The organism is Zeimonas sediminis, from assembly GCF_023721795.1.
In the GTDB taxonomy this organism is placed as follows: domain Bacteria; phylum Pseudomonadota; class Gammaproteobacteria; order Burkholderiales; family Burkholderiaceae_E; genus Zeimonas; species Zeimonas sediminis.
Genome location: NZ_JAMQYE010000001.1, coordinates 1,164,767 through 1,187,630, shown reverse-complemented (window position 1 = coordinate 1,187,630; position 22,864 = coordinate 1,164,767). Strand labels below are relative to the sequence as shown.

Annotated in this window: 20 protein-coding genes; 3 read left to right on the top strand and 17 right to left on the bottom strand. The window is 72.0% G+C overall.

Translation table 11 applies throughout. The features are described 5' to 3' along the window. Window positions 1-6: 6 nt before the first annotated feature. The 17 genes from M6I34_RS05580 to M6I34_RS05500 all read right to left on the bottom strand — a co-directional run bounded on the left by M6I34_RS05580 (window position 7) and on the right by M6I34_RS05500 (window position 19,735). Window positions 7-864 carry an SDR family NAD(P)-dependent oxidoreductase gene (locus M6I34_RS05580; protein ID WP_272484713.1) on the bottom strand — a complete coding sequence of 286 codons (858 nt, stop codon included), beginning with the start codon at window positions 862-864 and terminating at the stop codon, window positions 7-9. Continuing rightward, window positions 854-1,591 (bottom strand): SDR family oxidoreductase, encoded by a 738-nt coding sequence (locus M6I34_RS05575; protein WP_272484712.1) that lies wholly within the window; start codon window positions 1,589-1,591, stop codon window positions 854-856. The genes M6I34_RS05580 and M6I34_RS05575 overlap by 11 nt, the downstream gene beginning before the upstream one ends. Before the next feature lie 75 nt (window positions 1,592-1,666). Continuing rightward, window positions 1,667-2,956 (bottom strand): solute carrier family 23 protein, encoded by a 1,290-nt coding sequence (locus tag M6I34_RS05570; RefSeq protein ID WP_272484711.1) that lies wholly within the window; start codon window positions 2,954-2,956, stop codon window positions 1,667-1,669. Between the two features lie 67 nt (window positions 2,957-3,023). Then, the gene (locus tag M6I34_RS05565; protein ID WP_272484710.1) at window positions 3,024-4,181 is read right to left on the bottom strand and encodes an MFS transporter; all 1,158 of its coding nucleotides are present in this window, start codon (window positions 4,179-4,181) and stop codon (window positions 3,024-3,026) included. 66 nt (window positions 4,182-4,247) lie between these two features. Next, a complete protein-coding gene (locus M6I34_RS05560; protein WP_272484709.1) occupies window positions 4,248-4,733 on the bottom strand; it encodes a YajQ family cyclic di-GMP-binding protein in 486 nt (161 codons plus the stop codon). Between the two features lie 18 nt (window positions 4,734-4,751). After that, window positions 4,752-5,240, bottom strand: a complete 489-nt coding sequence (locus M6I34_RS05555; protein WP_272484708.1) for a GNAT family N-acetyltransferase — start codon at window positions 5,238-5,240, stop codon at window positions 4,752-4,754. A gap of 63 nt (window positions 5,241-5,303) precedes the next feature. Beyond that, entirely contained in the window at window positions 5,304-7,313 is a 2,010-nt protein-coding gene (locus M6I34_RS05550) for an ATP-binding cassette domain-containing protein (RefSeq protein ID WP_272484707.1), read from the bottom strand. Between the two features lie 19 nt (window positions 7,314-7,332). Continuing rightward, window positions 7,333-8,652 (bottom strand): argininosuccinate synthase, encoded by a 1,320-nt coding sequence (locus tag M6I34_RS05545; protein ID WP_272484706.1) that lies wholly within the window; start codon window positions 8,650-8,652, stop codon window positions 7,333-7,335. 147 nt (window positions 8,653-8,799) lie between these two features. Further along, complete coding sequence (locus tag M6I34_RS05540; protein WP_272484705.1) at window positions 8,800-9,294, bottom strand: Csu type fimbrial protein; 495 nt, start codon at window positions 9,292-9,294, stop codon at window positions 8,800-8,802. Next, a complete protein-coding gene (locus M6I34_RS05535; RefSeq protein WP_272484704.1) occupies window positions 9,291-11,741 on the bottom strand; it encodes a fimbria/pilus outer membrane usher protein in 2,451 nt (816 codons plus the stop codon). The genes M6I34_RS05540 and M6I34_RS05535 overlap by 4 nt, the downstream gene beginning before the upstream one ends. Further along, entirely contained in the window at window positions 11,698-12,432 is a 735-nt protein-coding gene (locus M6I34_RS05530; RefSeq protein WP_272484703.1) for a fimbrial biogenesis chaperone, read from the bottom strand. The genes M6I34_RS05535 and M6I34_RS05530 overlap by 44 nt, the downstream gene beginning before the upstream one ends. Before the next feature lie 8 nt (window positions 12,433-12,440). Further along, window positions 12,441-12,950: a spore coat protein U domain-containing protein gene (locus tag M6I34_RS05525; RefSeq protein WP_272484702.1), complete on the bottom strand. Its 510-nt coding sequence runs from the start codon at window positions 12,948-12,950 to the stop codon at window positions 12,441-12,443. A 459-nt stretch (window positions 12,951-13,409) separates the two neighbouring features. Then, window positions 13,410-14,201 (bottom strand): response regulator transcription factor, encoded by a 792-nt coding sequence (locus M6I34_RS05520; protein WP_272484701.1) that lies wholly within the window; start codon window positions 14,199-14,201, stop codon window positions 13,410-13,412. Beyond that, entirely contained in the window at window positions 14,198-16,396 is a 2,199-nt protein-coding gene (locus tag M6I34_RS05515) for a sensor histidine kinase (protein WP_272484700.1), read from the bottom strand. The genes M6I34_RS05520 and M6I34_RS05515 overlap by 4 nt, the downstream gene beginning before the upstream one ends. A 55-nt stretch (window positions 16,397-16,451) precedes the next feature. Next, complete coding sequence (gene dinB / locus M6I34_RS05510) at window positions 16,452-17,483, bottom strand: DNA polymerase IV (protein ID WP_472926569.1); 1,032 nt, start codon at window positions 17,481-17,483, stop codon at window positions 16,452-16,454. A 66-nt stretch (window positions 17,484-17,549) separates the two neighbouring features. Further along, window positions 17,550-19,025 (bottom strand): sensor histidine kinase, encoded by a 1,476-nt coding sequence (locus tag M6I34_RS05505; protein WP_272484698.1) that lies wholly within the window; start codon window positions 19,023-19,025, stop codon window positions 17,550-17,552. Further along, complete coding sequence (locus tag M6I34_RS05500) at window positions 19,022-19,735, bottom strand: response regulator transcription factor (RefSeq protein ID WP_272484697.1); 714 nt, start codon at window positions 19,733-19,735, stop codon at window positions 19,022-19,024. Before M6I34_RS05500 ends, M6I34_RS05505 begins: the two co-directional genes overlap by 4 nt. A gap of 192 nt (window positions 19,736-19,927) precedes the next feature. Between M6I34_RS05500 and M6I34_RS05495 the strand changes: the two genes are divergently transcribed. From M6I34_RS05495 to M6I34_RS05485, 3 genes are all read left to right on the top strand, one after another. Beyond that, complete coding sequence (locus tag M6I34_RS05495) at window positions 19,928-20,464, top strand: sigma-70 family RNA polymerase sigma factor (protein WP_272484696.1); 537 nt, start codon at window positions 19,928-19,930, stop codon at window positions 20,462-20,464. Between the two features lie 138 nt (window positions 20,465-20,602). Then, window positions 20,603-21,604 carry an aldo/keto reductase gene (locus tag M6I34_RS05490; protein WP_272484695.1) on the top strand — a complete coding sequence of 334 codons (1,002 nt, stop codon included), beginning with the start codon at window positions 20,603-20,605 and terminating at the stop codon, window positions 21,602-21,604. Between the two features lie 2 nt (window positions 21,605-21,606). Then, entirely contained in the window at window positions 21,607-22,857 is a 1,251-nt protein-coding gene (locus M6I34_RS05485) for an efflux RND transporter periplasmic adaptor subunit (RefSeq protein ID WP_272484694.1), read from the top strand. Window positions 22,858-22,864: the final 7 nt, after the last annotated feature.

Here is a 22,864-nt window from a genome sequence, read left to right as displayed (position 1 = left end):
CGCGCCTCAGGCGAACTTCGCGGTCAGGCCGCCGTCGACGACCAGTTCGGTGCCGGTCACGTAGGCGGCCGCGTCGGACACCAGGAAGGCCGCCGCGTTCGCGACGTCCCAGGCGCTGCCCATGCGGCCGGTCGGCACCTGCCGGTCGCGCGCCGCTCGCGCCTCGTCGAGTCCCTCGCTCGAGAACATCTTCGCGACCGTCTGCGCGATGCGCGGCGTGTCGATCAGGCCGGGCACGATCGTGTTCGCCCGGATGCCCCGCGCCGCGTACTGCAGGGCGATCATCCGCGTGAAGTGCGCGACCGCCGCCTTGGTCACGCTGTAGGCGAGGTGCGGGTAGCCGACGTAGCGCATGCCGGCCACCGACGAGATCGCCAGCACCGCGCCGCGACCGCGCTCGGCCATTTCCGGCAGCACCTCGCGCGAGGCGAGCAGCAGGCTGCGCACGTTCACGTCGTTGATGCGGTCCCAGTCATCGAGCGCGATGTCGCAGGGGCCGCCGACCTTGCCGATGCCCACGTTGTGGTGAAGCGCGTCGATCGGCCCGAAGGCGGCGCGCGCCTCGGCGAACAGCCTGCGCACGTCTTCCGGGTCGGCCACGTCGCCCACCAGCGTGATCGCGCGGCCGCCCTCGGCCTCGATGCAGGCGCTGGTCTGCTCGGCCGACTCCCGGTCGCGATCGACCACGCACACCGCGGCGCCGAGCCGCGCGTAGGTCACGCTGCAGGCGCGCCCGATGCTCCAGCCGGGGCCGGCCGAGCCGGCGCCGGCCACGAACACGACCCGGCCGTCCAGCCGCGACGCGGCAGCCGCCGCCGCCGGCGACGGCGCCGATTCGAGCAGCCGGCGGGTCTCAGGCAGCATGCCCGAGCCCGACCGTCATGCCGCCGCACACGTAGAGCACCTGTCCGGTGATGAAGCCGGAGCGCGGGTCGAGCAGCATCGCGACGCCGTGCGCGACGTCGTCGGGCGTGCCCATGCGCCGGACCGGGATCGACTCGATGATCCGCTTCGTGGCCGGCGCGTCGGGCGGGTTGACCCGCTCGAAGAGCTCGGTCGCGATCGGGCCGGGGCCGATCGCGTTGACCGTGATGCCGTGGTGGCCGATCTCCAGCGCGAGCGTGCGGGTGAGCCCGTGCAGGCCGGCCTTGGTGATCGAGTAGACCGTGCGCAGCGGCTTGCCGAGCGCCGCGCGGCTGCTGATGTTGACGATCCGCCCGTAGCCGCGCGCCTTCATGCCCGGCAGCACCGCCTGCACGCAGCGGATCGCGGCGGCGAGGTTCACCGCGACGACCGCGTCCAGGTCCTCGTCGCTGGCGTCCTCGATCGACGCCGGCCGGACGATGCCGGCGTTGTTCACCAGGTCGGTGACCGGCCACTCGCTTGCCAGCGCCGCGAGCCGCTCCTTCGCGCGCTGCCCGTCGGCCACGTCGAGCTGCTCGTAGTGCTCGCCCGGCGCCAGCGCCTCCGGGGCCTGCAGGTCCAGGTTCAGCACGCGCACGCCGTCGCCGGACAGGCGCTGCACGATCGCGCGCCCGATGCCCCGGCTGCCCCCGGTGACCAGCGCGACCCGCTGGAAATTCGATGTCATCCCGCTCCTCCTCGTTGATCGTCCATCGGCCCGCCACGCCCGCGTGCCGGACTCACCCATTCTCCCTTCCCTTGCTCACCCTTTTTCCGACCGCGCCCCGCCCAGCAACGCGTACAGCAGGATCGCGCCGAAGGTCGCGGTGCCGATGCCGCCCAGCGCGAAGCCGCCGATCTTCAGCGTGAAGTCGCCGGCGCCGAGCACCAGCGTGACCGCGGCCACGATCAGGTTGCGGTTGTCGGTGAAGTCCACCCGGTTGTCGACCCAGATCTTGGCGCCGGCGACCGCGATCAGGCCGAAGACCACGATCGACACGCCGCCCAGCACCGGGCCGGGGATGGTCGCGATCAGCGCGCCGAACTTCGGCGAGAAGCCGAGCACGATCGCCACCGCCGCCGCGACCACGAACACCAGCGTGGAATAGACGCGGGTGACCGCCATCACGCCGATGTTCTCGGCGTAGGTGGTCACGCCGGTGCCGCCCACGCCGCCCGACAGCATCGTGGCCAGCCCGTCGCCGACGAAGGCGCGGCCCATGTACGGGTCGAGGTTGCGGCCGGTCATCGCCGACACGGCCTTGACGTGGCCGAGGTTCTCGGCGACCAGCACGATCGCCACCGGCGCGATCAGCAGCATCGCGTCTGCGCGGAACACCGGGGCGGCGAAGCTCGGCAGCCCGAACCACGCGGCGGCGGCCAGCCCGGAGAAGTCGACCGGCTTGCCCAGGCCCAGGCCGTTGGTCAGCACCGCGTAGATCAGGTAGGCGAGCACCAGGCCGACCAGGATCAGCAGCTTCTGCAGCAGCCCGCGGGTGAACACCGCCACGCCGCCCACGCACAGCACCGTGACCACCGCCATCCAGGCGTCGAAGGGCGTGCCGCTCGCGCCCTTGACCGCGATCGGCGCGAGGTTCAGGCCGATCACCGCGACCACCGCGCCGGTGACCACCGGCGGCATGAAGCGCTCGATCCAGCCGGTGCCCGCGCTCATCACGATCGCGCCGATCAGCGTGTACAGCGCGCCGCAGGCGATGATCCCGCCGAGCGCGACGCCGATGTTCGGGTTGGGCCCCGAGCCGGCGTAGCCGGTCGCCGCGATCACCACGCCGATGAAGGCGAAGCTCGAGCCGAGGTAGCTCGGCACCCGCCCGCCCACGATCACGAAGAACAGCAGGGTGCCGACGCCCGACATCAGGATCGCGACGTTCGGGTCGAAGCCCATCAGCAGCGGCGCGAGCACCGTGGCCCCGAACATCGCGACCACGTGCTGCAGGCCCATCGCGAAGGTCTGCGGCCACGGCAGTCGCTCGTCGGGGGCGACGATGCCCTCGCGCTTGAGTTGCCAGGCCGGGAACGGCGAATCGCTCATCTTCTTTTCCTTGTCGTCGATCGCCCTGCGACTCCGGGAGGGCGCACCGGTGAAGCGACAGCCGCGACTATCTCAGCAGCGGCCGCATCGCGGCAAGCCCGGCGAGCGGGCCCAGCGCAAGAATCGGAAGCACCCACTCCAGCGGCCAGCTCGCGGCCAGCGCCGCGAACACCGGGATGAGGACCGCGGTCAGCGCGAAGCCGATGCAGTTGATGAAGGTGAGCACGCTGCCGACGAACTCGCGCGGCGCGGCGCCTGCGCTCAGCGCGCTGAACTGCGGCGAGTCGCCGACCACCGTGATGCCCCAGATTGCGAGCCAGGCGGCGAAAACGGAGCCGTCGGCGCGCAGCATCAACGGCGCGGCCAGGCAGCAGGCCGTGCTGGTCGCCAGCTGGACGATGGCCACGCGGGCGCTGCCGTAGCGGTTGGCGAGCAGGCCGCCGACCGCGCAGCCCAGGAAGCCCGCGGCGATCGCGAGGAAGGCCGCCAGCGACATCTGCGCGCCCGCCAGCCGGGTGGCCACGATCGCGGGCACCAGGGTCCAGAACGCGTAGAGCTCCCACATGTGGCCGAAGTAGCCGAAGGCCGGCGCGCGGATCGCCGGATCGCGCCAGATCAGCGCGACGGCGCGCGGCTCGACCCGCTGGCTGCGGGCGAGGAAGGGACCGTCGGGCACCGCGGCATTCAGCAGGAAGCCGCCGGCCACGGCGATCGCCGACACCGACAGCACGACGTCGCGCCAGGGCCAGTCCGCGCCCACCGCCCTGAGCCCGTGCGGCAAGGCGGTGCCGAGCACCAGCGCGCCGACCAGCACCCCGAGCGCGCCGCCCAGGCCGCGTTCGTACCAGCCCGACGCGATCTTCATGCCGACCGGGTAGATGCCGGCCAGGAAGAAGCCGGTCGCGAAACGGATCGCCAGCAGCGGCTCGATCCGCTCGGGGGAAAAGACGGTGAGTGCGTTGAACGCCGCGCCGGCCAGCGCGCAGGCGAGGAAGACCCGGCGCGGCGAGAACCGATCGGCGACCGTGAGTAGCGCGAAGACCAGCGTGCCGGCCACGAAACCCCACTGCACCGCAGCGGTGAGCCAGCCCAGCGCGGCGGCCGGCAGCTGCCAGTCGCGCTGCAGGTCCGCCATCACGCCGTTGGTCGCGAACCAGAGCGAAGCCCCGGCCAGCTGGGCCAGCGCGATCGCCGGCAGGATCCGCCGAGGCCTGGTGGGGGTCACGTTCGCGCCCGCTGGCCGAAGGCGGTCGCCGGAGCGACGCCGTGCCGCCGATTCACTGGCGAGCGCCTAGTCGCGGAAGTTCTGGAAGGCGAGCGGCACGTCGGTGACCTCCTTCTTGAGCATCGCGATCGCCGCCTGCAGGTCGTCGCGCTTGGCGCCGGTGACGCGCACCGAGTCGCCCTGGATGCTGGCCTGCACCTTCATCTTGCTGTCCTTGATCAGCCGGACGATCTTCTTCGCGTGCTCGGACGACACGCCGTGGCGCACCGTGATCGTCTGCTTCATCTTGTCGCCGCCGATCTTCTGCGGGTCGCCGAAGTCGAGGAAGCGGACGTCCACCCCGCGCTTGGCCGCCTTGTTCAGCAGCACGTCGCGCACCTGGCCGAGCTTGAACTCGTCGTCGGCGAAGGCGGTCAGCTCGCGCTCCTTCTGCTCGATGCGCGCGTCGGAGCCCTTGAAGTCGAAGCGGTTCGCGATCTCCTTGTTGGCCTGGTCGATCGCGTTGCGCACCTCGACCGCGTCGGCTTCGGAAACGACGTCGAATGAAGGCATGGGTCCGGTCCTCCGTGTTCAGAACTTCTTTTCGAAGAAGAGCGCCCGGCCCATGGCCGGGTCGAGCTCGTAGGGGGCGAAGCCGGCCTTGCGATAGGCGGCGATCGCCGGCGCGTTGCCCTCCAGAACCTCGAGCGTGAGCTTGCAGCAGCCGCGCGCGCGGGCGCCGGCCTCGGCCGCCGCGAGCAGCGCCTGGCCGATGCCGCGCCGGCGAAAGCGCGCCGACACCACGATGTCGTGCACGTTGAGCAGCGGCATCGCGCGGAAGGTCGACACGCCGAGGAAGCCGTTGAGCAGGCCGGCCGGCGCGCCGTCGGCGAAGGCCAGCCAGCCCGCATAGCAGCGGCTGTCGGCGAGCGCCTGCGGCAGCCGGGCCAGCGCGTCGGCCGGCAGCGCCGCGCCGCCGCCCTCGGGGCCGCGCGCGTATTCGTCGAGCAGCGCGCGCAGGGCGGCAACGTGCATCGGGTTGTCGAGATCGACCTCGACGATTCGGGCGTCGGCTTGCATTCGCGTGATTGTAGAGCGAGGCACCACCGGATGCGGGGGCGGCGCGCCGGCCCCCGCCTCGCCTCAGCGCCGCGCCTCGAGCGCCTCCCAGCGCTCGAGCGCCTCGAGCAGCTCGGCCTCGATCGCCTCGAAGCGCTCGCGCATCTCGCGAACCGCGTCGCCGCCCGACTGGTAGCTGGCCGGGTCGGCGAGCCGGGCCTCGAGCGCCTTCTGCTCGGTTTCCAGCGTCTCGATGCGGCCGGGCAGGGCCTCGAGCTCTCGCTGCTCGCGGTAGCTGAGCTTGGCCGGGCGGGCCTGCCGTTCGGGCGCGCCGGCAGGCGCCGAAGCGCCTTCGGCGGCCGCTGCGGCGGCGTCGCGCGCGGCCGCAGCGCTCCCGCCCCCATCTCGGGCCGGCGCGCCCGACCGCCCGGTGCGCGCCGCGGCCTGCTCCGCGTCGGCCGCTTCGCGGCCCCGCGCGGCCTCGACGTCGGCCCAGCCCCCGGCGTACTCGCGCCAGCGGCCGTCGCCCAGCGACACGATCGACTGGGTGACAACGTTGTCGAGGAAGGCGCGGTCGTGGCTCACCAGCAGGAGCGTGCCGGGATACTCGGCGAGCAGCTCCTCGAGCAGTTCCAGCGTCTCGATGTCGAGGTCGTTGGTCGGCTCGTCGAGCACCAGCAGGTTGGCCGGCCGCGCGAACAGCCTGGCGAGCAGCAGCCGGTTGCGCTCGCCGCCGGACAGGCTCTTGACCGGCGAGCGAGCGCGCTCGGGCGCGAACAGGAAGCGGCCGAGGTAGCCGGTCACGTGCAGCCGCTTGCCGTCGATCTCGACCCACTCCGAGCCCGGGCTGATCGTGTCGGCCAGCGTCGCTTCCTCGTCGAGGCGCTCGCGCAGCTGGTCGAAGTAGGCGAGCTGCAGGTTCGTGCCGCGGCGCACCGTTCCCGAGTCCGGGTCGGTCTCGCCGAGGATCAGCTTGATCAGCGTGGTCTTGCCGGCGCCGTTCGGGCCGATCAGGCCGACGCGGTCGCCGCGCTGGATGATCGTCGAGAAGTCGCGCACCACAGTGCGGCCGTCCCAGGCCTTGGTCACCCCGATCAGCTCGGCGACCAGCTTGCCCGAGCGCTCGCCGGCGTCCAGCGCCAGCGTGACCTCGCCCATGCGCTCGCGCCGTGCCGCGCGCTCGCGGCGCAGCGCCTCGAGCCTTCGCACGCGCCCTTCGTCGCGGGTGCGGCGGGCCTGCACGCCCTTGCGGATCCAGACCTCTTCCTGCGCGAGGAACTTGTCGAACTTCGCGTCGATCACCGCTTCCTGGGCGAGCTCGTCGGCCTTGCGCTGCTGCCAGGCCGAAAAGTTGCCGGGGTAGGAGCGCAGCCTGCCGCGGTCGAGCTCGACGACGCGGGTGGCGATCCGGTCGAGGAAGCGGCGGTCGTGGGTGATCACGACGACCGCGCCGGGATGCGCGAGCAGCAGGTCCTCGAGCCAGGCGATCGACTCGATGTCGAGGTGGTTGGTCGGCTCGTCGAGCAGCAGCAGGTCGGGCTCGGCGACCAGCGCGCGCGCGAGCGCGACCCGCTTGCGAACGCCGCCCGACAGCGCGTCGACCCGCAGCTCGCCGTCGAGCGCGAGCTTGCTGAGGACCCGCTCGATGCGGTGCGACAGCGCCCAGGCGCCCGAGGCGTCGAGCGCGGCCTGCAGCTCGGCCATTCGGGCCAGCGTGCGCTCGGGGTCGCGGAGCTGGCCGGTGCTGTGGTCGCCGGCGTGATCCTGGGCCAGCGAGGCGCTCAGCCGCTGGTACTCGGCGAGCAGCGCCGCGTCGGCGGCGAGCCCGCCCGCCACCGCTTCGAAGACCGTGTGGCCGGTGTCGAAGGCAGGCTCCTGCGGCACCCAGGCCACCGAGATGCCCGCCTGGCGGACGATCTCGCCGTCGTCGAGCTGCGAAACGCCGGCGACCGCGCGCAGCAGCGAGGACTTGCCGCTGCCGTTGCGCCCGATCAGCGCGACGCGCTCGCCGGCCTCGATCGAGAAATCGACGCCGTCGAGCAGCGCGACGTGCCCGAACGCGAGGTGCGCGCCGGCGACGGTGACGAGCGGCATCGTCGCGGCGCGCGCCGCATCAGCCGCGCTTGCGCGCGGCGGGCTTGGCGGCGGACTTCGCGGCAGGCTTGGCGGCCGCCTTGGGCGCAGCGGGCTTGGCCGCGGCCTTGCGGGCGGCCGGCTTCTTCGCCTGCTTGCCGGCGGCGATCCGCATGCGCAGCGCGTTCAGCTTGATGAAGCCCGCGGCGTCGGCCTGGTTGTAGGCGCCGGCGTCGTCCTCGAAGGTGGAGATGCGCGCGTCGAACAGCGAGTTCTCGGACTTGCGCGACACGACGATCACGTTGCCCTTGTACAGGCGCACGACCACGGTGCCGTTGACCGGCTCCTGCGTGTGATCGATCAGCACCTGCAGCGCGCGGCGCTCGGGCGACCACCAGTAGCCGTTGTAGATCATGCTGGCGTAGCGCGGCATCAGGTCGTCCTTCAGGTGCGCCACTTCGCGGTCGAGCGTCAGCGACTCGATCGCGCGGTGCGCGCGCAGCAGGATCGTGCCGCCCGGGGTCTCGTAGCAGCCGCGCGACTTCATGCCCACGTAGCGGTTCTCGACCAGGTCCAGCCGGCCCACGCCGTGCTTGCCGCCCAGCCGGTTCAGCTCGGCCAGCAGCTCGTGCGCCTTCATCTTCTGGCCGTTGATCGCGACCAGGTCGCCGCGCACGAACTCGAGCGTCACGTCTTCCGGCTTGTTCGGCGCCTTCTCGACCGGCACCGTGAGGCGCCACATGCCCTTGGCCGGCGGCTCGGCGGCCGGGTCTTCCAGGATGCCGCCCTCGTAGGAGATGTGCAGCAGGTTGGCGTCCATCGAGAACGGCGCGCCGCCCTTGCGCTTCTTGAAGTCGACCGGGATGCCGTGCTTGTCGGCGTAGGCGAGCAGCTTCTCGCGCGACAGCAGGTCCCACTCGCGCCACGGGGCGATCACCTTCACGTTCGGCATCAGCGCGTAGGCGCCCAGCTCGAAGCGGACCTGGTCGTTGCCCTTGCCGGTGGCGCCGTGCGAGATCGCGTCGGCCTTCTCGCGCTGCGCGATCTCGACCAGCCGCTTGGCGATCAGCGGGCGGGCGATCGAGGTGCCGAGCAGGTACTCGCCCTCGTAGACGGTGTTGGCGCGGAACATCGGGAACACGAAGTCGCGCACGAACTCCTCGCGCAGGTCCTCGATGTAGATCTTCTCGACGCCGAACATCTTCGCCTTGGTGCGGGCCGGCTCGAGCTCCTCGCCCTGGCCGATGTCGGCGGTGAAGGTGATGACCTCGCAGCCGTAGGTGTCCTGAAGCCACTTCAGGATGACCGAGGTGTCCAGCCCGCCGGAGTAGGCGAGCACGACTTTGCGGATGTCGCTCATGGGGCGCCTTTCGATGATTTAACGAGGCTCGCCCGGGGCGGGCGAGCCAAACCTTAAATTATAGACGGCGGCGCGCCTCGGCAGGTGCCGGCACGCCGTGCAGGGAGTCGGTCGTCCGCTCCCGCGGCGGTGCGCTGCCCGCGGCGATCAGTTCCAGGTGACGGTGACGGTCAGCGTGTCGCTGTAGAGACCTGGAGAGACGGGCTGCATCGGCGCGATCACGCCGACGAGCGGAAGCACCAGCGGGCGCCTGTCCGAGTTCTTGTTGATCGTCATCGAGCCGGAGGCGGTCACGGTGCCGCCGGTGCCGTCGCCCCACACGGTCGCGGGCGAGACGGCGCGCAGGTGGATGTTGTAGCCGAGCGTTTCGGCGCTGCCGGCGGCGCGCATCGTCCGCCGCGCATAGCTGCCCGAGCCGGGGCCGAGCGCGATCGAATAGCTGATCCGCTCGGCGGCGTTCGGGTCGAGCAGGCGGCAGGTGACGGTGACCGAGCCAGCGGCCTGGTTCGCGGCCGGGCTCAGCGTGTCGTAGACGCCGAAGCTGATCGGCGCCACGTCGACCTCGCAGCCGACCTGCGCGCGCGCCTCGTGCGCCAGCAACAGCGCGGCAGGGGCCGCGAGCCAGGCGGCGACGCGCTTCATGCTCCGCCGCCGCATCGGTAGGGCCCGAGCTCGAGCACCGGGTCGTCGCCCTCGGGCTTGACGTCCACCACGCAGGTCTTGCCGCGGAGCTCGATCCGCAGGCGCGTGCCGCCGTCCGGCAGGCCGGTCAGGAAGACCTCGCCGCCCAGGCCGACCGGCAGCCGCTGGCCGCTCGCGCTGTCGGTGACCTGCGCCGCGGTGGGCATGGGCGAGCCGTCCGGCGTGAGCAGGCTAACCAGCGCGCTGCGCCCGCGCCGGACGTCGAACTCGAGGAAGACGCCAGAGCGCCAGGTCGGAACGACGACCTGCGTGGAGGTGCCGATCGCCACGCCCATCGGGGTGGACAGCGCGTCGAGCGAGATCTTGTTCGGCATGTAGGCGCGCAGCGGCGTCAGCACCACCTTGCCGCTCGCGTCGGTCTTGCCGGCGGGCTGGTTCTCCTGCTGGACGCCGATTCCGGGCACCCCTCCGGTGGAAACGACCGCGAAGCTGTCCGTGATCGGCCTGGCCAGGAAGGTGTGGCCGCCGACCGTGGCCACCGCGCCCTCGACGCTCGCGCGCGCCGCCGTGACGCCCGACACGTCGGCCACCTCGCCGCGGATCACCGCCCTGCGCGTCGCGACGCTCGCGCCCGCCTCGGCTCGCCGGTCGGTGTCGGCGAAGAGCCGGTAGCCCCAGCCCTCGCCGAAGCCGGGCAGGCTGCGGCCGAGCGCGAGGCTCTGCCGGCTCGCGTCGACGCCGCCGGAAAGCCTGTCCACGCTGCTGGCGGACATCATTGTCCGAGAGCCCAGCGGGATCGTCAGGTTCGCGTACATCGTCGTGCTGTCCTGCGCGCCGACCGACCGGCTCAGCGACATCGAAACGCTGGCGGCCTTGCCGATCCGGCCGGACCAGGTCACGGTGCCGGTGTCGATGCCCGGGCGCGTGGCCTCGTGATAGCGCTGGGACACGGCCGCCGCCCCGACCGAGCCCCACCTTCCCAGGTTCAGGGCCGCGCGTGCCGTGATGCTGCGTTCCGCGGTCGAGAAGCCTTCGATGTCGCCGACCTGCCTGAAGCCGTCCGAGGTGAAGGTTCCCCGAACCCCGAAGCTGTAGCGCCCCGCCTGGCGATCGAAGCCGGCCATCCACAGGCCGCCGCTGGCATCATCGCCGGAGCTTGCGGCCGCGCCCAGCGAGGCGATGCCCAGGCTGCCGACGAGCACGTCGGCGGCCAGGCCCGCCGAGGCGACCGTCTCGTCGGCCTCGGTGCGCGCCTCGACGGTCAGCGCGCGGCTCAGGCCGCGGCGCCACAGCGCCATCGCCTGCGCGCCGCCGTAGTCCGTGCTCTCGATGCCGTAATTGCGCCGCTGCGCGCCGATGCTGAACGCGTAGTCGTCCAGGCCCGGCGCGAGCAGCGAGGGGCTGCCGTAGAACGATTCCGAGATCACCCGCTGCTGGCCGAATGCGTCGCGCACGACCAGTTGCAGGGTGCCGCTGCCGCTGACCGCCGGCACGTTGTCGATCGTGAACGGCCCCGGTTCGACCTGCTGCGAGGCGATTCGCTGGTTGTTCAGGTAGACGTCCACGGTGGAGGGGAGGGCGGCCGTGCCCTGCAGGCCGACCAGCGGCGAGGCCACGAAGCCCGGCTGCAGCGCGAAGTTCTTGCCGTACTGGATCCCGCCGAAGCGCACCGCGCGGCCGTAGAAGCCGGGGCGGCTGATCGAGTCGCCGACCACCAGCGAGCGCATCGTGCCGGGTTCGTCGCGGCGCCAGCTCGTCTCGTAGCGGATCGCGCTGCCGGTGGTGCCGGCAAGGGTGGCAGTGTTCACGCCGAAGCTCAGCAGGCCGGTGCCGCGAGGGCCGAACACCCCGGCCTCGAACAGGCCTGCCGCGTCGGACTCGGCACTCGAGGCGTAGCCGAAGAGCGAGTAGTTGAGGAATCCGCCCCAGTGCGGCGCCCGCGCCACCGGTTTCTCGGAGACGGGGCTCAGGTCGAAGCGGGTGCCGGTCAGCAGGCCGGGATCGACGTACAGGGCGATCGCCTGGCGGCGCTCGTCGACCTCGAAGCGGGTGCCGGGCACCCGGTCCAGGCGGACCATCTCCAGCCCGTCGATCCGCGCGCGCTCGGCCCCGGGCAGCCTCACTTTCCACTGGCGCAGCGCCGATTCGTCCAGCCACAGCGCGCCCGCGGCGTCGCGGGCGGCCAGCACCGGCGCGCCGGTCGTGCGGGTGTTCAGCGTGACGTCGTAGCTGCCGAGAAGGGGCTGGGGGGCGACCGGGACGGCCGGCGCCGCGATGGCCGCCGGCGAGGTGAGGACTGCGGAGCTCGGCTCGACGGTGGCGAGCCTGGACTGGGCGGCGGCGCCGAAGGCGACCCCCGCCAGGCAGAGGGCCGCGGTCCGGCCGAGCCGCCTTGCGAGGAGTTCAGCGCCGTCCGATCGCAAGCTCGGTCCGGAAAGGCTGGCCATCGACGTCGGCCTCCACCACGACCTTCTCCGGCGCGGGCCCGTCGCCGAGGCGCAGCTCGAGCCGGCGCATGCCGCCGGGCAGCACGCCGATGACCGCGGGGGGGGTGAGTTGCCGTCCCGACGCCGCGTCGACCACTTTCAGGTCGCCGAGCCGCCAGTAGCCGGTGCCTTCGTTGGCGAAGCTGAGCCCCAGGATGTCGCCGGTGCTGTCGGCCGCGATGGAACCGTCAGGTCTCGTCTCGCCCTCGAGCGGGGCGACGAACACCGGAACGTCCATCCGCTTGATGATCCGGATGCCCGTGCCGGAGACCGGGCCGCTCTCCGACTGCGGCACTTCGGTGAACAGCATCCGGTAGCCGGTGGCGAGCCGCCGGTCCGGAGCCGCGCGAAGCGCCACCCGGACGACCTGTTGCTCGCCGGGGGCGAGCGAAACGATGCCAGGGTTCACCAGGAGCGCCCGGGTCGCCTCCTGCACGTCTCGGCCGTCGACCTGCCTCCAGGCCATCGGCTGGGCCTGGACGACGATCGGCTCGCTGCCGCTGTTGCTGAGCGTGAACGCCGCCATCGGCGCCTGGGCGGTCAGGTCCAGGCGCATCGGGGACAGGCCGAACCCGCCGCTCGCCCAGGCCGCCTGGCCGAGGGCGAGCAGCGCGATGGCGGCAGCGGCTCTGAGAAGCAGGGGGACGCGCATCGATCCGGTCAGTTGTTGGTGATGGTCAGGGTCACGGCCTGGGAGTAGTTGCCGGGCAGCACGTCCTGGCCCGCGGTGATGGCGCCGCACATCCTGAGGTCGCGGGGGCCGCCGCTGCTGGCCCACAGCGCGTTCAGGCCGACGGCGGAAGTGCCCAGGGCGGAAGCGGTGGTGCAGGCGGCGCCCACGGCGGTGGTCACGCCCAGGGTGTAGTTCAGCGAGTCGCCGGTGTCGCCGGCCAGCGAGGTGTTGTTGGCCGCGAGATTGACGGTCGCGCCCTTGTTGCACTGGATCCTGATGCCGACGTCCGCGGTCTTGCCCGTCGTGAGGTCGACCGCGCCGAAGGCCATGTCGTTGACCGTCTGGAACTGGCACTGCGAGTTGACCCTTGCGGTGACGTTCATCGTCGCGGTCTGGGCCTGCGCCGCGATCGGCAGGCCGACGGTGGCCGCGACGACCAGGGTCGACAGGGAGAGTTTCAGGGCGCCGGCGAGCGGGCTGGGCTTCTTGATGTTCATCAGGGATGCTCCGTTTGCTTGAAGGTGACTGAGGGGTTTCCGCGTCATCGGTTCCGGTGCGCCCTGCCTGGCCTGATGCCCTGCCTGTTGCGCGGTGCCACGATGCACTGATGTCGCTGATGCGGATTCTCCCGATGCCTCCTTCTCGAAGCCTTGCCGTTCGTCGTCCGGCATGTGGCGGTCGTCGCCGGCCGGCTTAAGGGAGGTCCCCAAGTGCCGCCTGCTCCGGCTTCGCCGCCGTCCGTCGGGGCTGTTTGTACCGGAAACAGTTCACGCTCGGCGCGCTTGGAGCGCCGAGTGTCTCCAAAATGAGACGAAATTCTCGGAAAATCTTGAGGAAAGCGCCGGAGGTGCCTGTAAAGACAGGACTTTCTGGTGTCGCAGCGATGCGCGCGCGGCGCGTACGGGTCGCGCCCGGGCGGCCGCTGAGTGCCCTTCGAGCCGGGGCGCCGACGCCCTCTAGACCAACCCGCGGCGCGCGGCCTCGAGCGCGGCCTCGGCGCGAGACGAGATGTTCAGCTTTCGGTACAGGGTCTTCACGTAGCCCGCCACCGTGTGCTCGGTCAGGCCGAGCACCTTGGCCGCTTCCCCTACGCGAAGTCCCCGGCCGATGTAGGACAGCACCTCGGTCTCGCGCGGGCTCAGCGTGATCGATTCGGCCCCGGGTGACGGCGCGCCGTCGGCCCGGGCCGCCACGGGCTCGACGGGAACCCTCGCTGCCGGGACGGCGCTGCCGGCGGCGGACGTGGCGCCCCCCGCCGAAGCCGCTGCGCCGCTGGCCGGCAAGGCCCCCCGCTCGCGAAAGTGCGCGAGCATGCGCCGCGAGATCGACGGCGACAGCGGCGGCAGGCCCTCGTCGATCATCCGCAGGTGCCGGGCCAGCGCCTCGGGCTCCTGCTCCTTCAGCAGGTAGCCCTGGGCGCCGGCGGCGATCGCCGGGAACAGGTGCTCGTCGTCGTCGAAGATCGTGGCCACGATCGTCAGCACGTGCGGATGCCGCTCGGTGAGCTCGCGCACCAGGTCGATGCCCGAGCCGTCGGGCAGGCCCAGGTCGATCAGCGCCATCTTCAGCCGCGCGGCGTCGCGCGAGCCGGACTCGAGCGCCGCCAGCCAGGCGCGCGCTTCCGAGAGCGTGCCCACCCGGCCGACCTCGATCCCGTCGAAGGCCTTTGCCAGCGCCTCGGCCAGCCAGTCGCGGACCTCGGGCAGGTCCTCCACGACCAGCGCGAGGGGTCGGCGGTCGCGGCTCATCTCGCCCCTCCGGCCGTCAGCGGCAGTTCGATGTCGACGAGGGTGCCGGGCCGCGCATCGGCGACCGAGACCTTGCCGTTCAGTTCCTCGACGCGGCGGCGCAGGTTGCGCAAGCCGAAGCTGTCGGCGGCATCGGCGACGGCGCCGCCGACGCCGTCGTCGCGCACCCGGCTTCGCAGCCGGCCGTCGTTCAGCTCGATCGCCACCGACAGCCGGGTCGCGTTCGCGTGGCGGATCACGTTGGACACGAGTTCTCTGTGCATCGAGGACAGATTCTTGCAGATCCGGTAATCGACGCGAATTCCGTCCACGCCGTCGGTCAGCGGCCAGTCGAGCTCGATGCCCGCGGCCTCGAGTCGCGACGCGGTCTCGTGCCGCAGGCCGGCGATGCAGGCGCCCAGGTCCTGGCTCTCGCCGGCGAGCCCCGCGACCACCGAGCGCATCTCGGCGATCGCCTCGCGGATCGTGCGGCGGGTGGAGGCCAGGTCGGGGCGATTCAGGCTGGCCAGCAGCCGCGCGCCGAGGTCGTCGTGCAGGTCGCGGGCCACGCGCCGCCTTTCCTCGACCACGCCGCGTTCGTAGGCGTCCCGGCTGGCATCGGCGTGCCGCATCAGTTCCACCACGTGGGTGGCCAGCCTGAGCTGGGCCAGTCCGAACAGCTCGCGCCCCTTCCACGGATAGCGCAGCACGAGGCCGGGCGAGGACGCGACCGCGGGCAGCGCCATCGCCAGGCCGTCGCGCAGGATCTCCGGCCTGTCGCTGTCGTGCGCCGTGTACCGCCTGCCGAACGGGTCGGGACCCAGCACTTCCAGCTCGAGCGGGTCGAACATGCGTCGCAGCAGCGCCTGCCAGCCCTGGGCCCGCTCGTCCGACGAAGCGGTGAACGCCACCTGCAGCACCGCCTGGAACAGTTCGTCGTCGGCGAGCCGGCGGCGGTCGACGACCCGGTGCCACAGGAAGCTGCGCGCGGGCAGGTACAGGAATCCGATCACCAGCAGCGACAGGCCCAGCGAGGCCGCCGGCGCCAGCCGCAGGCTGAGCAGCAGCAGCGCGTCGAGCGTCAGCAGCGCCAGCGCGCCGCCGACCCACAGCAGGATCCGGAAGGCCCAGCGATCGAGGTCGAAGAGCCGGTAACGGCGCAGGCCCAGCGCGATGCCCAGGTAGACGATCAGGAAGAAGCCGAAGGCGTAGCCCTGCTCGAGCGGCGGCAGCCAGCCGAGCAGCTTCGACAGCACGGTGGTCAGCACGAAGAGACCGCAGCCGAGCGTGGTCGACAGGCTCATCCAGCGCAGGGCCCCCCGGCTGTGCGGGTCGCCCTCGGTCATCCGCCACTGCTTGACCGCGCAGCCGAAGGCGATCAGGACCATCAGGAGCACCGGCGCCCGGATGCCCCAGTCCTGGTCGGGCATCAGCCGGAGCAGGTCGGCCGCCAGCCAGGGCAGGAACAGAGCCGGAATGGCCAGCAGCGCGCGGGGCTCGACGATGCGCTTCGGATAGCAGAGGAACATCGCGATCAGCGCCATCCCGAAGGCCATCGAGCCGGCGTGGTTCATGCCGGACAGCGCGCGGAACGCCGCGCCGTCGATCGCGATCTCGCGGCTGCTGTAGACCGCCGCGCTGATCGTGGCCACCGGGAAGCTCAGGCCGGTCAGCGCGAACATTCTCGCGCCCCAGTCGAACGGGCGGAGCACCCAGATCCAGACGCCCACCAGCAGGGCGCACAGCCCGCAGAAGAGCTGGAACCAGAACGATGGCGGCAGGTCGCCGAACGACCGGCTCGGGGCCGGCGACAGCAGCGCCTCGAAGGCATTGCCGTCGGCTGCGCGAATACCCAGCCGGACCGGTCCGTCCTGCAGCGCGCGCCGCAGCGTCGACTGGCGCGCCAGGAACTCGCCGATCTGCTCGTAGGAGCGGAAGGCGTCGGGTTCCTCGATCAGGTCGCTGGGCCGCAACTCGACCGGGCCGATCGAGCGCAGCACGCTGCCCGGCAGCCGTTGCGCGCCGGGCAGCCCGGCGGCGGGGCTGCCGGGCGAGACGGCCTCGATGCGCAGCCCCTCGGCCTCGGGGGAGAGCTTCAGCCCCATCCAGGGCTGCTGCGTGCTCCAGAGCAGGGCCGCCACGCAGGCGGCCAGGCCGGCCAGCGCGGCCAGAAGCAGCAGGGCGCCGGGCGAGGGGCGGTGGCGGTCTAGACGCATCGGGGCGGGACTGTCGGTCGATCAGGGCCGGGCGTCGGTGTTCCGGGTGGAGCCATTATCGGGCCTGCGCGCTCAGGTTCCCCACCCGCACGCCGAGCAGCCGCAGTCGCCGGACCGGCGGCACCCGCTTCAGGCACTCGAAGGCCGCCCGCCGGATCGCGCGCTCGTCGCCGACCGGCTCGGGCAGGGTCAGCTCGCGGGTGACGATCCGGAAGTCGTCGTAGCGGGCCTTCACGCCCACGCTGCGCCCGGCGTAGCCGCGCCGCCGAAGGTCGGCGGCGACTTGCCGGCAGAGCGTCGCGAGCACCGCGGCCAGCGCCTGGAAGTCGCGCTCCGGGTGCAGGTCGCGCTCGAAGGTGGTCTCGCGGCTCATCGAGCGCGGCTCGCTCTCGAGGACCAGCTCGCGGTCGTCGCGGCCGTGTGCCGCCTCGTGCAGCCAGGCGCCGTAGCTGCGGCCGAACCGCGCGACCAGGAAGTCCCGCGGCGCCGCCGCCAGCTCGCCGATGGTGCGGATGCCGAGCTCCTCGAGCCTGGCGTCGGCCTTCGGCCCGATGCCGTTGATCCGCTTGGCGGGCAGCGGCCAGATCCGGTCCTGCAGGTCGAGCTCGTCGAGCACGGTGATGCCGTTCGGCTTGTCGAGCTCCGACGCGATCTTCGCGAGCAGCTTGTTCGGCGCCACCCCGATCGAGCAGGTCAGGCCGGTGGCCGCGAACACCCGGCGCTGCACGTCGCGCGCGATCGCCAGCCCGCCGTCGATCCGCACGCCGATCAGGTCGCTGAAGTCGATGTAGACCTCGTCGATGCCGCGGTCCTCGATCCGGCTGGTGACCTCCGCGATCGCCGCCTTGAAGCGACGCGACCACAGCCGGTACTCGGGGAAGTCGACCGGCAGGAACACGCACTGCGGGCACAGCTCGGCGGCGCGGCGCAGGGCCATCCCGGAGCGGATGCCGAAGGCGCGCGCCTCGTAGGTGGCGGTGGTGACCACGCCGCGGCTGTTCGGGTCGCCGTGGCCGCCGATCGCCACCGGCCGGCCGCGCAGCTCGGGCCGGCGCAGCAGCTCGACCGACGCGTAGAAGGCGTCCATGTCGAGGTGGGCGATGCGGCGCCAGGGCGGCGCCTTCGGCGGTTCGCTCACTTTCCGCGGCCGGCCTCAGGCCGACACGGGCAGCTCGATGAAGAAGGTCGAGCCGTGGCCGGGCTCGCTCTTCAGGCCCGCCTGGCCGCCGTGCAGCTCGGCCACGCGCTTGACGATCGCCAGCCCCAGCCCGCTGGCGCCGCGCTGGTCGCGCGCGCGGCTGCCCTGGAAGAAGCGGTCGAAGACCCGCGGCTGGTCCTCGGGCGACACGCCCGGCCCGGTGTCGACCACCTCGACGCGGATGCCGCTCCTGTCCGGCAGGACCCGCACGGTGACCTGGCCGCCGGCCGGGGTGACCCGTAGCGCGTTGTCCAGCAGGTTGGCCAGCGCCCGCTCGACCAGGGCCGCGTCGACGCGGGTCAGCGGCAGGCCGTCGGGATAGTCGATCTCGAGTTTCACGCCGGCTTCCTGGGCGCTGGCCGCGAAGCGCTGGACGACGTCGTCGGCCAGCTCGCCGATCGCGATCGGCTCGGGCTGGGCCTGGAAGTCGGGGCTGTCCAGACGCGCCAGCTCGGCCAGCGCGTCGGTCAGCCGGCGCAGGTGCTGCGCGTTCTGCATCGCCCGCTCGAGCAGCTCGCGGCGCGCCGGATCCGACAGCGCCTCGCCCTTGAGCCGGATCGTCTCGAGCTGGCCCATCAGCGCGGTGAGCGGGGTGCGAAGGTCGTGCGAAACGCTGGCGACCATCTCGCGGCGCTTGGCGTCGGTGGTCTGAACGCGCTCGGTCTCGAGCTTCAGGCGATCGAAGGTGTCGCGGAAGGTGCGGCTGAGCCGGCCGATCTCGTCGTCGCGGTCGAGGTCGGGGAACTGGCTGGCGCACAGGTCGTCGCAGAAGCCCGACTTGCGGATCCGCTCGGTGGCCCGGGTCAGCGCGGTCAGCGGCCGGGTGAGCAGCGCGATCATCGCGATCGTGAGCAGCACGCCGATCGCGATCGTCATCAGCGCGACCTTGGCCGTGGTGCGGATCGCGTAGCTGCGCAGCATCTCGGGCATCTGCTCGCGCAGGCTCGCCTGGCGCGGCACGACGAACAGCCAGCCCTTCGTGACGCCGTCCTGGACCACCGGCCGCGCCGCGACCATGCAGACCTCGCCCTGCTGGTCGGGATCGGTGGTGTGGACCGGCTGCTTCGGGTCGCTGTTCAGCGACTGGCGGACCGGGGAGAGGTCCACTTGGTGCTCGCTCCAGAAGGGCCGGGACTCGCCGGCGCTGGCCAGCACCCGGCCGCCGTCGTCGAGCAGGTACAGGCCGGTGTTCGGCGAGTACAGCGTGTACTGCCTGAGCTGCTGGCCGAACGACGCCGGATCGGCTTCGTAGTCGCGCCACAGGTTCGGGTGCGCCTCGAGGATGCGCTCGGCGAAGCGGCTGGAATTGCCGTAGAGCCAGTCGTTGTAGTACTCGCGCACCGACGCGTACATGATCGAGGCCAGCAGCGCGGCCATCAGCAGGCCGAAGCCGACGATCAGCATCAGCACCCGGGCGCGCAGCGACTTCATCGCCTTCGCTCGTCGGTGAAGCGGTAGCCCACGCCGCGCACCGTGAGCACGTAGCGCGGATTGGCCGGGTCGATCTCGATCTTCGAGCGCAGCCGGTTGATGTGGGTGTTGACGTTGTGCTCGTAGCCTTCGAACGAGGTGCCCCAGACCGCGTCGAGCAGTTGCATCCGGGTGAACGCCCGGCCCGGGTTGCGCGCGAAGTGGGCCAGCAGGTCGAACTCGCGGGCGGTCAGCTGCACCGGCCGGCCGTTGATCCGCACCTCGCGGCTCACGCAGTCGATCAGCAGCTCGCCCACCTCGATCCGTTCGTCGTCGCCGGCCTCATCGGCCGCCGGACTCTGCATCTCGATGCGGCGCAGCATCGCCTTGACCCGGGCCTGCAGCTCGGGAATCGAGAAGGGTTTCGTCAGGTAATCGTCAGCTCCGAGCTCCAGGCCGAGCACGCGGTCGATCTCGGTCGAGCGGGCGGTCAGCATCAGCACCGGCGTGGTCACCCGCTCCATGCGCAGCGCCCGCACGATGTCCAGGCCGTCGCGGCCCGGCAGCATCACGTCGAGCACGATCAGGTCGTAGCGGCCCGCCCGGGCCGCGTCGTAGCCGCCCGGGCCGTCGTGGGTACAGTCGACGCGGTGGCCGAGGTCGCGCAGGTGCATCGCGATCAGGTCCGCGATGTCGCGCTGATCTTCGACGACCAGGATCCTCTTTTCCATCGAATCGAGCATAGCAAACCCCCCGGGCGCTTCGTCCCGCCGGGGGCGCCGGGCTTACGGCCGGCATTCGTTATCAAATCGTGATCTTCCCGTGATGGGGGGGAGAGGGGCGATCGCCAGACTTCGAAGCTCGTGAAACCCGAAGGTTGCCGGGGCCGGAACAGGCTCCGGTTCGCGACAGGAGATCCGAAGATGCCCCCGACCCCGATCGAACTGGCCGACCATCGCAGCGCGATGCTGCGTTTCGCCCGCCGGAAGATCCGCGACGAGGACCTGGCCGAGGACGCGGTTCAGGACGCGCTGGCGGCCGCGCTCGCCAGTCGTGAGTCGTTCCAGGGGCAGTCCGCCTTGCGCACCTGGCTGATCGGGATCCTGAACCACAAGATCCAGGATACCTTCCGCCGCGAAGGACGCTACGTGTCGCTGGGCGGCACCTCCGACGACGACGACGGCGGCGATCGCGAGCTCGAGCGCCTGGCCTGGGAGCAGGACGACGACTACCACGATCCGCTGCGGCAGGTCGCGCGCAACCGGCTCGGCGAGGCGCTGCACAGCGAGATCGACGCGCTGCCGGCCACGCTGAAGGACGTCTTCGTGATGCAGGTGCTCGAAGGCGCCGACACCGCCCAGGTGTGCAAGGAGCTCGAGATCACCGAGGCCAACTGCTGGGTGCGGCTGCACCGGGCCCGCAAGCGGCTGTCGGAGCGGATGAGCGAGCACCTGTCCTGAGCGCGCACCGCGCTCCCGTTCCGGCGGCCCGGTCCGCCGGACCGGGCCGGCCGCGCCAGCGGCGCCGGAACGCTTGCCCGGCGCGCCGGTCCTCGATCGGCTAATGTTGCGGTTTCCCCGTCTCCAGGAAACCGCGACATGAAATACCGCAGACTCGGCAGTTCCAACCTGACCGTTTCCGAGCTGTGCCTCGGCACGATGATGTTCGGCGACCAGACCGACGAGAAAGAGTCGGCCGCGATCGTCGACTGCTGCCGCGCGCACGGCGTGAACTTCATCGACACCGCCGACGTCTACACGATCGGCGCCTCCGAGAGCATCCTGGGCCGCCTGCTGAAGGCGGACCGCGACGACTGGGTGCTGGCGACCAAGGTCGGCAACGCGATGAGCGACCGCAAGAACCAGGTCCGCTACTCGCGCAAGTGGATGGAGCAGGAACTGCACGCGAGCCTGCAGCGGCTGCAGACCGACTACGTCGACATCTGGTACCTGCACCGCGACTTCGCCGGCACCAACTACGAGGAGGTGCTGCGCACGATCGCCGACGCGATCCGGGCGGGCAAGGTGCGCTACTGGGGCGTCTCGAACTTCCGCGGCTGGCAGATCGCCGACCTGGTCCACATGTCGCGCGACCTGGGCATGCCGGCGCCTGCCGTGTGCCAGCCCTACTACAATCTGCTGAACCGCCAGCCCGAGGTCGAGGTGCTGCCCGCCTGCGACAACTTCGGCCTGGGCGTGGCGCCGTACAGCCCGATCGCCCGTGGCGTGCTGACCGGCAAGTACCTGCCCGGCAGCGCGCCCCCCGAGGGCACCCGCGCGGCGCGCGGCGACAAGCGGATCATGCAGACCGAGTGGCGCGAGGAGTCGCTGGTGATCGCGCAGAAGCTGAAGGCGCACGCCGAGGCGCGCGGCATCACGCTGCTGCAGTTCTCGGTGGCCTGGCTGCTCGCCAACCGCACGATCAGCTCGGTGATCGCCGGCCCGAAGTCGCTGGCGCAGTTCCGCGACTACTTCGCCGCGGTCGACTACGCCTGGACCGACGAGGACGAGGCGATCGTCGACGACCTGGTCGTGCCGGGCCACGCGTCCACGCACGGCTATCACGATCCGCAGTACCCGTTCTTCGGGCGGCGGCGCTGACCTTGAAGTTCCTCCGCCGCAGCTGGCCCTGGTGGGTCGTCGTCCTGGTGGCGGCGTCCGGCCTTGCGCTGTGGATGCTCCAGCGCGCCCGCGAGGTCGAGGTGGTGGCGGTCTCGCGCGGGCCGGTGGTGCAGTCGATCGTGGCCACCGGCCGGGTCGACACGCCTGCGCGCATCGCGATCTCCAGCCAGTCGGCCGCGCGGATCGACGCGGTGCTGGTGCGCGAGGGCGACCTGGTGCGCGCGGGCCAGCCGCTGGTCAGGCTGCGCAGCGACGAGGCGCAGGCCGCGCTCGAGGCGGCCCGGGCGGCGCTGCGCGAGGCCGAGGGCCGCCAGCGCCAGCTCGAGGGCGTGCAGCGGCCGGTGGCCGAGCAGCAGCTCGCGCAGGCCCGCGCCAACCTCGAGGCGGCGCAGCGCGAGCTCGAGCGGGCCCGCGAGCTGGTCGCGCAGGGCTACGTGTCGCAGTCGCGGGTCGACGAGGCGCAGCGCCAGGTCGACACGACCGGCGCCGCGCTGGCCTCGGCCAGGGCGCAGGCCGACGGGGTTCGCCAAGGCGGCATCGAGGCCGAGCTCGCGCGCGCGCGGATCGCGCAGGCGCGCGCCAACCTGGCCAGCGCCGAGGCGCGCCTCGACACGCTGGTGCTGGCCGCCCCGGCCGACGGGGTCGTGCTGACCCGCGCGGCCGAGCCGGGCGACACCGCGCAGGTGGGGCGCACGCTGCTGACGATGGCGCGCGACGGCGCGACCCGGATCGTGGCGGGGGTCGACGAGAAGAACCTGCGCTGGCTCGCCGCCGGCCAGCAGGCCTCGGCGCTGGCCGACGCCTTCCCGACCCGCCCGTTCCCGGCGAAGCTCACCTGGGTGGCGCCTTCGGTCGACGCGCAGCGCGGCACGGTCGAGGTGTGGCTCGAGGTGCCGGAGCCGCCCGATTTCCTGAAGCCCGACATGACGGTCTCGGTCGAGATGGTCGTGGCGCGGCGCGAGAACGTGCTCACGCTGCCGGCCTGGGCGATCCACGACACCGACCCGGCCAGCGCGTTGCGCCGGGCCTCGGTGCTGCTCATGCGCGACGGCCGGGCGGTCGAGCAGCCGGTCGAACTGGGGCTTCGCGGCGTGGGCATCGTCGAGATCGTCGGCGGAGTGGCCGAGGGCGATCCGGTCATCACGCCCGACTCGGGCGCGATGGCCGGCGAGCGCGTCAGGCTGCCGGGCCCGCGCGCCCGCCTGGGCGGCGCGTTGCCGAGCATGCGCTGAGCGAGCG

Coding starts and splice junctions, on each gene's coding strand:
- M6I34_RS05580 (WP_272484713.1), bottom strand. CDS start 864: ATGCTGCCTGAGACCCGCCGGCTGCTCGAATCGGCGCCGTCGCCGGCG.
- M6I34_RS05575 (WP_272484712.1), bottom strand. CDS start 1,591: ATGACATCGAATTTCCAGCGGGTCGCGCTGGTCACCGGGGGCAGCCGG.
- M6I34_RS05570 (WP_272484711.1), bottom strand. CDS start 2,956: ATGAGCGATTCGCCGTTCCCGGCCTGGCAACTCAAGCGCGAGGGCATC.
- M6I34_RS05560 (WP_272484709.1), bottom strand. CDS start 4,733: ATGCCTTCATTCGACGTCGTTTCCGAAGCCGACGCGGTCGAGGTGCGC.
- M6I34_RS05555 (WP_272484708.1), bottom strand. CDS start 5,240: ATGCAAGCCGACGCCCGAATCGTCGAGGTCGATCTCGACAACCCGATG.
- M6I34_RS05550 (WP_272484707.1), bottom strand. CDS start 7,313: ATGCCGCTCGTCACCGTCGCCGGCGCGCACCTCGCGTTCGGGCACGTC.
- M6I34_RS05545 (WP_272484706.1), bottom strand. CDS start 8,652: ATGAGCGACATCCGCAAAGTCGTGCTCGCCTACTCCGGCGGGCTGGAC.
- M6I34_RS05540 (WP_272484705.1), bottom strand. CDS start 9,294: ATGAAGCGCGTCGCCGCCTGGCTCGCGGCCCCTGCCGCGCTGTTGCTG.
- M6I34_RS05535 (WP_272484704.1), bottom strand. CDS start 11,741: ATGGCCAGCCTTTCCGGACCGAGCTTGCGATCGGACGGCGCTGAACTC.
- M6I34_RS05530 (WP_272484703.1), bottom strand. CDS start 12,432: ATGCGCGTCCCCCTGCTTCTCAGAGCCGCTGCCGCCATCGCGCTGCTC.
- M6I34_RS05525 (WP_272484702.1), bottom strand. CDS start 12,950: ATGAACATCAAGAAGCCCAGCCCGCTCGCCGGCGCCCTGAAACTCTCC.
- M6I34_RS05520 (WP_272484701.1), bottom strand. CDS start 14,201: ATGAGCCGCGACCGCCGACCCCTCGCGCTGGTCGTGGAGGACCTGCCC.
- M6I34_RS05515 (WP_272484700.1), bottom strand. CDS start 16,396: ATGCGTCTAGACCGCCACCGCCCCTCGCCCGGCGCCCTGCTGCTTCTG.
- dinB (WP_472926569.1), bottom strand. CDS start 17,483: ATGGACGCCTTCTACGCGTCGGTCGAGCTGCTGCGCCGGCCCGAGCTG.
- M6I34_RS05505 (WP_272484698.1), bottom strand. CDS start 19,025: ATGAAGTCGCTGCGCGCCCGGGTGCTGATGCTGATCGTCGGCTTCGGC.
- M6I34_RS05500 (WP_272484697.1), bottom strand. CDS start 19,735: ATGGAAAAGAGGATCCTGGTCGTCGAAGATCAGCGCGACATCGCGGAC.
- M6I34_RS05495 (WP_272484696.1), top strand. CDS start 19,928: ATGCCCCCGACCCCGATCGAACTGGCCGACCATCGCAGCGCGATGCTG.
- M6I34_RS05490 (WP_272484695.1), top strand. CDS start 20,603: ATGAAATACCGCAGACTCGGCAGTTCCAACCTGACCGTTTCCGAGCTG.